This window comes from Streptomyces sp. NPDC051173 (genome assembly GCF_040689515.1).
Lineage (GTDB): Bacteria > Actinomycetota > Actinomycetes > Streptomycetales > Streptomycetaceae > Streptomyces.
Genome location: NZ_JBFBBD010000034.1, coordinates 57,991 through 69,274 on the forward strand (window position 1 = coordinate 57,991; position 11,284 = coordinate 69,274).

The following is an 11,284-nucleotide window of genomic DNA, read 5'->3' on the forward strand; positions in this document are numbered from 1 at the left end:
GGCGACCGTCGCTCGGTTCATCGCGCGCGGTGTGCCACCACGGGGGAGTCCGCCTCGGTGCTGTGCCGGGTGCTGGTGCTCCGGTGGGCGTGGCGCCGGGTGAGAGTGGCCAGGGCGGCGATGGTGATGCCGCAGCCGGTGATGATCCACCAGGCGGGGCGGCTCGCGTGGTCGAACGTGGCGGTGGCGTAGTCGGCGGTGGGGAGGGTGGCGCCGATGACGGCGACGCCGAGAGCGCTGCCGATCTGCCGGCTGGTGGTGGTGATGGCGGAGGCCACCCCTGCTTGGGCGCGGGGCATGCCGGAGACGGCGGTGTGGGTGATGGGCGCGTTGACGAGCCCGAAGCCGGTGCCGAAGAGGAGGTAGCAGGCCAGCAAGAGCGGGGTGTGCTGCTGGGCGCCGAGGAGGGCGAGGAGTCCGGCGAGGGTGGTGGCGGTGCCGGAGAGCATCAAGGGCAGGTGGGGGCCGCGGGTGGCGGTGAGGTGTCCGGCCAGCGGCGGGCAGACGATGGTCATCGCGGCCATGGGCAGCAGGTAGAGGCCGGCCTGCCAGGCGGCCAGGCCGCGGGCGTCCTGGAGGTCGAGGGCGGCGAGGAAGAGGAAGCCGCTCAAGGCGGCGAAGGCGCACACGGCGCTGAGGGCGGAGGTGGTGAACGGGAGCTGGCGGAAGAAGCGCAGTTCGATCAGCGGCTCGCGCTGGGCGAGTTCGGCGGTGATCAGCGCGGGCAGCGCCACGGCGGCGGTGATGGTGCAGGCCAGCACTTGGGGAGAGGTCCAGCCTGTGGCGGGGCCCTGGATGACGGCGTAGACGGTGGTGGCGAGCAGCACGACGACCAGCAGCTGACCGACCGGGTCCAGGCGGCGGGGGCGCGGGGCGCGGGACTCGGGCACCTCGCCGGTCAGGGCCAGCGCGAGGATGCCGATGGGCAGGTTGATCAGGAAGATCCAGCGCCATCCGGCGGTGTCGACCAGCAGACCGCCGAGCAGGGGGCCGACGGCCATGGTGATGCCCTGGACCGCGCTCCAGGCGCCGATGGCGCGGGCGCGTTCGCGGCGGTCGGTGAAGACGTTGGTGATGATGGCCATGGCGACGGGAGTGAGCATGCAGCCGCCGACGGCCTGGAGAGCGCGGAAGGCGATCAGCCAGCCGAGGGTGGGGGCGAGGGAGCACAGCAGGGACGCGGCGGTGAACAGAACGAGCCCGGCGCGGAACACGCGGCGGCGGCCTATACGGTCACCGGCAGAACCGGCGAGCAGCAGCAAAGAGGAGAGGACGACAAGGTAGGCGTCGATGGTCCACTGCAGTCCCGCGGTGGAGGCGCCGAAGCCGTGCTGGATGGCCGGCAGCGCGGTGTTCAGGGCGGTGTTGTCGAGGCTGACGAGAAACAGGGCTGAGCAGCACACGGAAAGGACCAGCAGCCGCTGTCTCGGGGACGGCTCGGACACGACACCACCTTGGGGAAGAACGGGTTCGGGACGGGTTGGGGGAATGAACGGGGACAGCGGTGCCGACCGGGGCCTCCACCACCAGGAAGGGGGGTGGTGGAGGCGTCCAGGGTGCTGCCGAGTTCCAGGTGGACCCAGGCCACCTTCCCGGTCACATCCGGCACGGCAGGCTCAAGCGGTGGGGGCGCCGGCCACGCGGCGCTCACCGCCGTTGCGCTCCTGCCAGAAGCGGTAGACCTCCACGGCGTCCTCGCGGGACTCGTGGCGCATGGGCAGGCGGCGGTCCTGCCACGGCTTGGCGAACTCGTCGTAGAAGGTGTCGAGTTCGAAGTGCTTGCGGTCGTCCACGTAGTGGGGCTCGTAGGCGTCGCGGGTGGTGAGGAAGACGACCTCGTCGGGGGAGCAGTAGTAGAGCGAGCCCAGGCACATGGGGCAGGGGTGGGCCAGGACGTAGATGGTGGTGCCCGTCAGGTGCTCGGTGCCCAGCTTCACGCACGCTTCACGGATGGCGAGGATCTCGGCGTGGGCGGTGGGGTCGTTGGTCTGGGCGACCTTGTTCGGGCTCTCGGCGAGGATCTCGCCGTCCTTGACGATGACGGTCGCGAACGGGCGGCCGCCCTCGGCGACGTTCTGCCGGGCGATGTCGATGGTGCGCTGGGCGAAGTCCACGGAAAACTCCTCGTGAATCGGTGAAGCAGCAAAGCAGTGAAGAGGGTGGGGGCGGGCCGACGCGGCCCGCCCCCCGGCTGGTGCAGGATCAGAAGGGCTTGGTCGGCAGGTACTTGCCGTCCAGGGTGATGACGGCGCGCTCGCCGCCCTCGGGGTCGGCGACCTTCTTCACGTCCAGCTTGAAGTTGATCGCGGAGATGATGCCGTCACCGAACTCCTCGTGCACCAGGGCCTTGAGCGTGGTGCCGTAGACCTGGAGCATCTCGTAGAAGCGGTAGATGGTCGGGTCGGTCGGGATGCGGTTGGGGATGGAGCCGCGGGTCGGGATGGTCTGCAGCAGCATCGCGGCGTCGTCGTCCAGGCCCAGGAGCTCGGCGACCGCCTTCGCGGCGACCTCCGGCAGCGGGTGCTGGCCGAGGACGGCGGCGGTGGTGAAGGCCACTGACAGGCCGGAGGCGTCGGCGATCTGCTGCCAGGAGAGGTCCTTGCGGATCTTGGCCTCAACGGCGGTGGCGGCCAGGGCCTCGCGGGCGGTGGGGTCGAACTGGGCGTGCACCATGATCGGTACGTCCTTCTCTTTCAGGTGGACCACTTCGCGCGCAGTGGGTGAAGTGGCAAGTAGGGGGGAGTGGGTTCCCGGCGAGCTGTCGCGGACGGGAAACCGGATCCGGTTGGGGGTCAGGCCGCGAGCGCGGAGCCGGCGGTGGACAGTTCTTCGACGCGACCGGTGGCGATGTCGAAGACCCAGCCGCGCAGGGTCACCTTCCGCTGCGCCAGGGCGCGGGCGACCGAAGGGTGGGTGGCCAGGTTCGCCAACTGCGCGAGCACGTTCTGCCGCACCAGGGCGGGAACGTCACCGGCGTCGGTGCGGGCCTGGGAGGCGTCCGCGTGCCGCAGCCAGGCCGCGACCGCCGGGGCGCCGCTGAGGTTGTGACCCTCGGCGAGTGCGGTCATCGCGCCGCACGCGGAGTGGCCGCAGACGATGATGTCCTTGACCTCCAGCGCGGCGACGGCGTACTCGATGCTCGCCGCCACCCCGTCGGCTTCGGGGCTGTAGGCGGGCACCAGGTTGCCGGCGGTACGGATGACGAACAGGTCGCCCGGCTCGGTGCCGGTGATCAGCTCGGGGACGACGCGGGCATCGGAGCAGCTGATGAACAGCGTGTGCGGCGCGTGATGCGTGGCCAGGTGGGCGAAGAGCTCCGCCTTGGCCGGGAAGACATCCCGCTGGAAACGGGCGACGCCCTTGGCGAGGTCCTGCATGGGTCACTCCCTTCGGTGGCGACCGGCCCTGTGGGCTGGTGAGGTCCACCATGCATGACCTGTGCATATAGTGTCCAAGAGCTGTTGGCCATGGAAGCTAGTGATGACATCTATAGTTGCTTCCATGGCCGCTCTCGAACTGCGTCACCTGCGCTACCTGCTCGCCGTCGCCGAACAAGGCAACTTCACCCGCGCCGCCGAAGACCTGCACATCTCCCAGCCCACGCTCTCCCAGCAGATCAAGCAGCTGGAGCGAACCCTGGGGGTGCAGCTGCTGGACCGTTCCGGCCGCACGGTACGGCTCACCGACGCCGGCGCCGTCTACACCGACCACGCCCGGCGCGCACTGCGCGACCTGGCCGCCGCCGAACGCGCCGTCCACGACGTCCACGACCTCTCCCGCGGCCACCTGCGCCTGGGCGTCACTCCTACCTTCACCGCCTACCTCATCGGCCCGCTCACCGCCGAACTCCACACCCGCCACCCCGGCATCAGCCTGACTCTGGTGGAGATGCCTCAGGACCGCATCGAAGCGGCCCTGCTGGCAGACGGCCTCGACCTCGGCATCGCCTTCGCCGGCCCCCACCTGCCCGGTATCGCCGCGACCGCACTGTTCACCGAAACCCTCAGCCTCGTCACCGGCGCCCAGCGCGCCCACACGACGTCAGAACCCCTACCCGTCCACGCCCTGAAGGACAAACAACTGGCCTTGCTCAGCGGTGACTTCGCCACCCGCAGCCACATCGACGCCTACTTCTCCGACCACCGCATCGCCCCCCGCACCACGGTCGAGGCCAACTCCATCCAAGCCCTCACCGAAATCGTCCGACGCACTCCTCTGGCCACCGTCCTGCCCGACGCCATCACCCACGACCACCCCCACCTCACCCCCATCCCCCTCGACCCGCCCCTGCCCACCCGCACCGTCACCCTCCTGCACCGCGAAGGCGCCTACCACAGCGCCGCCACCCGCGCCTTCACCCGGCTCACCCACGACCTCGTCCACACCCGCGGCTACGCCCCACCCCGCTCGACCGGCTGATCGACGCCCTCGCCCGAGCCCGATGCCGGAGGGTCTTCGCGGACATGAAGTCCGGCAACAACGGCCCTTGCCCGGAGTTGAAGGTGTGTCACGCCGGGTCGATGTTCGCCAGTGTCTGGGCTGCTCAGCCCGTCGCCGGTCGATGAGGCGGGTATGGGGGACCGCTACGGCATCCTGGTCACACGTGCCCACTACGACACCCGACAGAATCGCGTCCGAAGGCTTTGATCGTCACTGGTGTACTGCTATGCAGGCGGAATGACTTCCTCAACTGGCACCCGTCGGCGCTTCCTGCGTACGGCGGCCGCAGTCGCCCCGCTCTCCGCACTCGGCGTGCTCGCTCCTCCCGTGAGCGCCCGGCCGCGGTACCGCGGTGAGGACTGGCCCGCGGACCTCAAGGACGCGGTGGAGCGCGCGATGCCCACCGCCGTGGACTGGGCCCGGCAGGCCCGTTGGCCCTACGGGGCCGTCCTGGTCGACATCGGCAGCGGGGCCGTCGTGGCCGGAGCCCGCAACACCACGGACCTCTCCGGTGATTTCACGGCGCACGCCGAGGTCAACCTGCTGCGCGAGGCCGCCGAGGCGCGTCTGGACCTCCCCTCGCACGTGGTCGTCACCACCGCCGAGCCCTGCGCGATGTGCGCGGGTGCGCTCCTGTGGGGCAAGGTGTGGGGCGTTGCCTACGGCACGTCCGTCGCCAAGCTCATCTCCTACGGGGTCCCGCAGATCGACTTGTCCTTCACCGACATCGCCCGGCGCTCACACGTGGCGGAACGCCCCGCGGTGGCCGGCGACGTACGGGCGGACCTCACGGATCCTCTGTATCGCCGGCGCATGAAGTAGGCCGGTGACGCGGCGCGAGGACTGAGTAGCTTCGTTTGCCTGTGGTGTGCGGCGGGCTCAGGGCATGCGCAGATCTTTCATGTAGTCCTCCCAGGCGGGCATGCCATGGTGGGCGGCGCGGGCGTGGATGTGCTCGGTGACCTGCCGGATGTATTCCTGCGGCATCGCGCGGCGGTCGGCGTAGTCGGCGGCGAGGCGCTGGTGCAGGCGGGGCGGGAGGGTGCGCGCCGCTTGGCCGAGGAACCAGGCGCGTGCGCCGGGGCTCAGGCGCATGACGTCGGGGAAGACGGTGACGGCTCCGGCCTCGGCGCAGGCGTCGACGAGCGCGTCCAGGGCGGCGGGGTGGTCGGCGGCGTGGGGGATGACCGGGGCGATCAGGACGCCGGCGGGGACCCCGGCATCGCGCAGGGCGCGGATGGTCTCCAGGCGGGCTCTGGGTGGGGAGGCTGCCGGTTCGAATGCGTGCCACACGCGGTCGTCGAGGGAGCCGAGGGAGGTCATGACCAGGACGTCGGTCATCCGGGCGGCTTCGGCGTAGAGGTTGATGTCACGGCGCAGGAGCGCTGATTTCGTCGTTGTGGTGAAGGGGACGCGGTAATCGATGAAAGCGCGCAGGATGCCGGGCATCAACTGGTAGCGGCCTTCGGCACGTTGGTAGCAGTCGGTGGAGGTGCCGACCATCACCCACCGGTCGCCGGTCTTGCCGGTGCGCAGTTCCCGGCGCAGGACGGTGGGGGCGTTGGTCTTGACGTAGAGGTGGGTGTGGAAGTCCGCGCCGGTGTCGTGGCCGAGGTGGTCGTGGCCGTCGCGGGCGAAGCAGTAGGTGCAGGCGTGGGAGCAGCCGCGGTACGGGTTGAGGGTCCACCCCATGCGGCCGGGTGGGGAGCCGGGCATGCGGTTGAGGAGGGTGCGGGCCTGGATCTCGTGGAAGGTGACGCCGCGGAAGTCGGGGGACGGGGGCGCCTCTGGGGTGAGGCGTCCCCCGGAGTGTGGACACAGGGGCTCATGCCGCGATTGAGAGTTTAGCTGCTCGCAGATGCTGTTGTTCGAACTCCACTGGCGAGAGGTAGTTGAGGGCGCTGTGGCGTCTGCGGGCGTTGTAGTACGTCAGCCACTGGAAGATCTCCAGTCGCGCCTGGCGTACTGTCGAGAACAGCCTCTGGTGCATCGTCTCCCTCTTGAGTCCCTGCCAGAAACTCTCGGCGAGGGCGTTGTCGTAGCTCGAGCCGACCCGGCCCATGCTCCTGCGGATCCTGAAGCCGTCGCAGACTTCGGCGAACGCGGCAGCGGTGTACTGCGAGCCGCGGTCGGCATGGAAGATCACCCCGTCCACGCTGCTGCCGCGCGTCGCCACCGCCATCTTCAGAGCGTCGATGACCAGTCCGGTGCGCATGTGGGTGGCCATCGACCAGCCGATCACCCGGCGCGAGCAGATGTCCAGAACGCAGGCGAGATACAGCCACGCGCCGCCGACCTGCACGTATGTGATGTCGCCGCACCACTTCTCGTCCAGCTGCCCGGCGTGGAAGTCGCGCTGGATGAGATCGGGGGCGGGCGGTGCGAGGCGGTCCGGGACCGTGGTCCGCTTGCGGCGCCGCAGATGCAGGCCCTCCAGGCCGTGCTTGCGCATCAGCCGCTCGACGCGCTTGCGGTTGACGGTGTGCCCGAAGCCCCGCAGCTCGGCATGGACGCGGCGCACTCCGTACGTGCCCTTGTGACCGGCGTGGATCTCACGGATCTCGCCGACGAGTTCCTCGTCGGCCCGCTGCCTGGCGGCCCTGGCCGAGGCCGCCGCCAGATGCCGGTAGAAACCGGAGCGCGAGACCTGAAGGACCCGGCACAGCCGCTGAACGCCGAAGGCGGCGCGCTGGGCGGAGATGAAGTCCCAGCGGCAGGTCATGCCCTCATCTCCTTCGCGAAATACTGGGCCGCCCGGCGCAGGATCTCCCGCTCGGGCTCCCACTCCTTCTCGGCCCTGCGCAGCCGGCCGTTCTCCGCCCGCAGCCTCGCCAGCTCCTCATCCCGGCTCTCGGCGGCCTGCTCACCGCGGCTGCTGTTACGGCCCGCCAGCTCATCGTCCTGCCGGACCCAACTGCGCAACGTCTCGCCCGTCACCCCGACATCGGCCGCGACCGCCGCATACGTACGCTTCCCGCCCGCCGCGCGATACAACGCCACCGCGTCGTTCCTGAACTCCGCCGGATACGGAGACCTACGTCCCACCAGAACACCCTTCCCCGGACCACAAGGTCCATTGTCAGAGTGTCCACACCACGGGAGTCACCTCAGAAGCTCGTGTCAACCGTCAGTTGCTGGGCGCCGCGCTCACCGCTGCGGGCCTGGTGAACTACCCTACAGAGTGGTGGCATTGGTCCTTCGGCGACCGCTACTGGGCTCTGGTCACCGGAGAGTCCGCTGCATGCTACGGCCCGAAGGAGACTGGCCCGGCTCTGCCGGACTGACCAATCGCGCGGCCACGGCGGGGCGTCCACTCCAGCGGATGCGGGCGCGTTCACGACGTTGGGCGGCGAGGACTCCGGGGTGTCGGGCGTCGGCGTAGATAGGCGTGCAGGGCCGGCTTCTGGACGGTGCGGTTGGGGTGGTGGGAGTTGGCGAGGGTGAACTGCCGCAGCGGTCGAGAAGCTGAGCACGCTCGACGCTCGGGTGCGGCGGCGGAGCTCGCCGTAGCTGTTCATCCAGGAGTTCGTGCGCTCTGCCACCCGGCGTCGGCCGGTCTGGACGGGGGTCTTCCTGCCGCGCTGGGCGATCTGACCTGTGATCCTTCGTGCCCTGGTGGACCGTACTGTAGTCGTATCCGGCGTCCAGGCTCGGCCGCAGGTGCTGGGGCAGTGGCCCCAGGGATGCTTGAAGGTCGGCGAAGCGGTCGGGGGTCGCGGGCAGCAGGGTGTGGTCGCGGGTGTTGGCCCGGGGCCGGGCCGGTGACCAGCAGCCCGCGGGATCCTCGACGCCGTCGCACCCCCGCTGCTGTGAGTGATCTGTCGGTACAGCGGTGACCTACGGCTCGATGTGCCTGTCGCGTGCCGCGCGGATCGATGTCTCCAACGCGGCCGTCAAGTCCACCGTCGGTCTGACAGACGCCGGCGATATCCGGTTATCAGGGTTGTGTCTCTCAGCCGCCACGGCGTACCCGGGCCGCCTGGCGGGCCTCGGCGAGTTTGCGGGCCTCGTTGGCCTTGCGGGACTTGCCGCCGGTGTGGCGAGAGGTGTCCTTGCTGGTGCCCAGGCCGCGGAAGGGGGTGTTGGTGTTCTTGGTCCGGGGCGCGGCGGGTCCGCCGTCGAGCGGGGTGCCGGAGGGGGCCTTGGCCCCGGTGATCCGGCTCAGTTCCGCTTCACCCGAGCGCACCTTGGTGATCGTCGGCTTGATGCCGGCCTCGGCCATCAGCTGGCTCATCTCGCGGCGTTGGCCCGACAGCACCAGCGTGACGACGCTGCCGGACTGACCGGCCCGGGCGGTGCGGCCCGCGCGGTGCAGGTAGTCCTTGGGGTCGGTGGGCGGGTCGACGTTGACCACCAGGTCGAGGTTGTCGACGTGCAGGCCACGGGCCGCGACGTTGGTCGCCGCCAGGACGGTGATCTGGCCGTTCTTGAACTGGGCGAGGGTCCGTGTGCGCTGCGGCTGGGATTTGCCGCTGTGCAGGGCCGCGGCGTGCACTCCGCTGGCCCGCAGGTGCTGGGTGAGCTGGTCGACCGCGTGCTTGGTGTCCAGGAACAGCAGTACGCGGCCGTCGCGGGCGGCGATCTCCGTGGTGACGGCGTAGCGGTCGGGGCCGTGGACGACCAGCACATGGTGGTCCATCGTCGTGACCGCGCCCGCGGACGGGTCGACCGAGTGGACGACGGGGTCGTGAAGGTAGCGGTCGACCAGGTGGTCCACGTCGCGGTCCAGGGTGGCCGAGAACAGCATCCGCTGGCCGTCGTGCCGCACGTGGTCGAGTATCTCGGTGACTTGCGGAAGGAAGCCCATGTCGCACATCTGGTCGGCCTCGTCGAGGACGGTGATCCGTATTCGTCCCAGGTGGCAGGCCTTGCGCTCGATGAGGTCGTGCAGGCGGCCAGGGGTGGCGACGACGACCTCGGCCCCGTCGCGCAGCGCGGCGGTCTGCCGGCCGATCGACATGCCGCCGACGACCGTGGCCATCCGCAGCCGGAGTGCGCTGGCGTACGGCGCGAGCGCCTCGGCGACCTGTTGGGCCAGCTCCCGGGTAGGCACCAGGACCAGAGCCAGGGGCCGCTTCGGCTCCGCGCGCCGCCCGGCCGTCCGTGCGAGCAGCGGCAGACCGAAGGCGAGCGTCTTACCCGATCCGGTGCGCCCGCGTCCCAGGACGTCGCGTCCCGCGAGGGCGTTGGGCAGCGTGGCTGACTGGATCGGGAAAGGCTCGTGCACACCGAGCTCGGTGAGCGTTCGCAGCACCTCGGCCGGCAGCTCAAGGTCGGCGAAGGAGGCGACCGGGGACACCTCCGGGGTGAGAGGCACTGGCCGGGCGAGGTCGCCGTGCGAGGTGCCGGGACGGTCCGAGTGGTTCATGAAGAGCCTTCCGCATGGGGGACGTACCGAGGAAGGCCCGGCAGGGATGAGCAGCCGACGAACAAGGGAACCGGACGGACGGAATCGCCAGCCGTTACCGCCGTCCAAACGCTTGAGGTTAACACAAAGTGACAGTTCGACCCCCGACGTGGCGTCCTGCCTCACGGCCCGACGGCCCGACGGCCCGACGGCCCCACGGCCCCGCAATTCCGTAGTGGGACAGAGCTCGCGTTGCACCAATCGCTTACTGACACCCTTCGTAAGCACGAGGGCCAAGATCGTGAGACACGATTCCGTGGCCCCGAACGCTCAGTGCAAATCCTCGTGGACGCCGGTCCAGTCGATGTTCTCCGGGTCGGGGCCCCGACGAATTCGGGCAGCGCCCGCTCAAGGCTCTGATGCCGTCCTCCAGGGCTCCGACGGAGGTTGTGGATGCTGCGGCGTATGAGTCGGTGAGCAGGCCGGACCATCGCTCGACCTGGTTGATCCAGGAGGAGCCGGTCGCTGTGAAGTGGACGTGGAAGCGGGGAACCCGGGCGCGCTCCGATGCCGTGAGCCGGGCGGGCGGCAGGTTCCTTCCGGCATGGTCTACCGCTGATCGAACCGGTGTCGAGTCTCGTCGTCGGCCGGCAGGAACGTCTCCAGATGCAGCCCTTCCAGGGCGGCATCTGTGGCAGTGCTGAGGGTGGCGGAGGTGGTGAAGAACCGGAGCGGGCTGCCGTCCACATCGATTTCGAGGGTGATCACCGGTCCCGTGAGGTGGGTGACGGCATTGGATGTGCCGAGGTGCCCGGCGATCTCTGCGGCAAGCTCGTAGTGGCGCTGGTCGTGGGTGCGATCGGCGCGGTGGCTCACCTGCTGCAGCAGATGGCTTCCCCACTCCATCCGATTGCCGATCCGGCTGGCCAGCCCGTCCGGATGCAGACAGACCCGGATCACATTGACCGGCGGTTCCAGCAGCTCCGGCGCGCAACCGGCCAGCAGCTGATCAACGGCGGCGTTGGCGTCGACGATGTCCCAGTGGTCGTCCAACAGCAGTGCGGGGTAGGGAAGATGGGCGTCGAGGAGTCGGCGTAGACCGTCCATCACTACTGCGACCGACGCGTCGTCCAATTGGTGATCTTGATAGCGCGGTGCGTAACCGGCGGCAAGCAGGAGCTGGTTGCGATCCCGCAGCGGCACATCCAGGTTGTCGCAGAGGCGCATGAGCATCTCCGGTGTCGGGTGCGCCCTGCCGGTCTCTACCCGGCTGAGGTGCCGGGTGGAGACCCGCGATCGGTTGGACAGCTCCTGCTGACTGAATCGACGTCGTTCACGCCAGGTCCGCAGCAGTGCACCGACCGGCGGGACTTCGACTGCAACGCTCATGTCCGCGAGTCTAAGTGGTCTGCGTCGTAAATCCTTCGGGGGTTGACTTCGGTGCTGCTTGTAGGCGTGCTCGCACTCAGCTGTTGAGGGCGGTGAGGTGGAGGTGGC

At 69.6% G+C, this 11,284-nt stretch carries 10 protein-coding genes and 3 pseudogenes; 3 read left to right on the forward strand and 10 right to left on the reverse strand.

From position 1 onward, the window contains the following. Positions 1-17: 17 nt before the first annotated feature. The 4 genes from AB0435_RS19360 to AB0435_RS19375 form a co-directional block, all read right to left on the reverse strand. The gene (locus tag AB0435_RS19360) at positions 18-1,445 is read right to left on the reverse strand and encodes an MFS transporter (RefSeq protein WP_366427493.1); all 1,428 of its coding nucleotides are present in this window, start codon (positions 1,443-1,445) and stop codon (positions 18-20) included. Between the two features lie 171 nt (positions 1,446-1,616). Then, entirely contained in the window at positions 1,617-2,114 is a 498-nt protein-coding gene (locus AB0435_RS19365; RefSeq protein WP_366427494.1) for a nucleoside deaminase, read from the reverse strand. Between the two features lie 88 nt (positions 2,115-2,202). Continuing rightward, positions 2,203-2,673: a cyanase gene (cynS, locus tag AB0435_RS19370; RefSeq protein ID WP_366427495.1), complete on the reverse strand. Its 471-nt coding sequence runs from the start codon at positions 2,671-2,673 to the stop codon at positions 2,203-2,205. A 119-nt stretch (positions 2,674-2,792) separates the two neighbouring features. Further along, positions 2,793-3,377, reverse strand: a complete 585-nt coding sequence (locus AB0435_RS19375) for a carbonic anhydrase (RefSeq protein ID WP_366427496.1) — start codon at positions 3,375-3,377, stop codon at positions 2,793-2,795. 124 nt (positions 3,378-3,501) lie between these two features. Between AB0435_RS19375 and cynR the strand changes: the two genes are divergently transcribed. Next, on the forward strand, positions 3,502-4,419 hold the full coding sequence (gene cynR / locus AB0435_RS19380; protein ID WP_366005345.1) for a transcriptional regulator CynR: 918 nt from the start codon (positions 3,502-3,504) through the stop codon (positions 4,417-4,419). Between the two features lie 258 nt (positions 4,420-4,677). Next, entirely contained in the window at positions 4,678-5,262 is a 585-nt protein-coding gene (locus AB0435_RS19385; RefSeq protein ID WP_366005344.1) for a deaminase, read from the forward strand. Between the two features lie 57 nt (positions 5,263-5,319). Here AB0435_RS19385 and AB0435_RS19390 read toward each other — a convergent pair whose 3' ends face one another. Both AB0435_RS19390 and AB0435_RS19395 read right to left on the reverse strand, forming a co-directional pair. Further along, positions 5,320-6,156 carry a radical SAM protein gene (locus AB0435_RS19390; protein ID WP_366427497.1) on the reverse strand — a complete coding sequence of 279 codons (837 nt, stop codon included), beginning with the start codon at positions 6,154-6,156 and terminating at the stop codon, positions 5,320-5,322. 109 nt (positions 6,157-6,265) lie between these two features. After that, a protein-coding gene (locus AB0435_RS19395) for an IS3 family transposase (RefSeq protein ID WP_366427498.1) occupies positions 6,266-7,485 on the reverse strand; the annotation gives its coding sequence in 2 pieces (ribosomal slippage) (positions 6,266-7,230 and positions 7,230-7,485; 1,221 coding nt in all). 50 nt (positions 7,486-7,535) lie between these two features. Between AB0435_RS19395 and AB0435_RS19400 the strand changes: the two are divergent. After that, positions 7,536-7,724 (forward strand): annotated as a pseudogene (locus AB0435_RS19400) (M15 family metallopeptidase); the annotation flags it as partial. Here the strand turns inward: AB0435_RS19400 and AB0435_RS19405 are convergent. The 4 genes and pseudogenes from AB0435_RS19405 to AB0435_RS19420 all read right to left on the reverse strand — a co-directional run. After that, positions 7,663-7,897 (reverse strand): annotated as a pseudogene (locus AB0435_RS19405) (hypothetical protein); the annotation flags it as partial. The pseudogenes AB0435_RS19400 and AB0435_RS19405 overlap by 62 nt on opposite strands. 28 nt (positions 7,898-7,925) lie before the next feature. After that, positions 7,926-8,242 (reverse strand): annotated as a pseudogene (locus tag AB0435_RS19410) (IS5/IS1182 family transposase); the annotation flags it as partial. A gap of 150 nt (positions 8,243-8,392) precedes the next feature. Beyond that, positions 8,393-9,808, reverse strand: coding sequence for a DEAD/DEAH box helicase (locus tag AB0435_RS19415; RefSeq protein ID WP_366427499.1), 1,416 nt, complete (start codon positions 9,806-9,808; stop codon positions 8,393-8,395). Positions 9,809-10,396: 588 nt separating this feature from the next. Further along, positions 10,397-11,176, reverse strand: a complete 780-nt coding sequence (locus AB0435_RS19420) for a helix-turn-helix transcriptional regulator (protein WP_366427500.1) — start codon at positions 11,174-11,176, stop codon at positions 10,397-10,399. Positions 11,177-11,284: the final 108 nt, after the last annotated feature.

What these genes read in the sequence shown, in the direction of transcription:
- cynR (WP_366005345.1), top strand. Translation starts at nt 3,502, where the DNA reads ATGGCCGCTCTCGAACTGCGTCACCTGCGCTACCTGCTCGCCGTCGCC.
- AB0435_RS19420 (WP_366427500.1), bottom strand. Translation starts at nt 11,176, where the DNA reads ATGAGCGTTGCAGTCGAAGTCCCGCCGGTCGGTGCACTGCTGCGGACC.
- AB0435_RS19385 (WP_366005344.1), top strand. Translation starts at nt 4,678, where the DNA reads ATGACTTCCTCAACTGGCACCCGTCGGCGCTTCCTGCGTACGGCGGCC.
- AB0435_RS19375 (WP_366427496.1), bottom strand. Translation starts at nt 3,377, where the DNA reads ATGCAGGACCTCGCCAAGGGCGTCGCCCGTTTCCAGCGGGATGTCTTC.
- AB0435_RS19390 (WP_366427497.1), bottom strand. Translation starts at nt 6,156, where the DNA reads ATGCCCGGCTCCCCACCCGGCCGCATGGGGTGGACCCTCAACCCGTAC.
- cynS (WP_366427495.1), bottom strand. Translation starts at nt 2,673, where the DNA reads ATGGTGCACGCCCAGTTCGACCCCACCGCCCGCGAGGCCCTGGCCGCC.
- AB0435_RS19415 (WP_366427499.1), bottom strand. Translation starts at nt 9,808, where the DNA reads ATGAACCACTCGGACCGTCCCGGCACCTCGCACGGCGACCTCGCCCGG.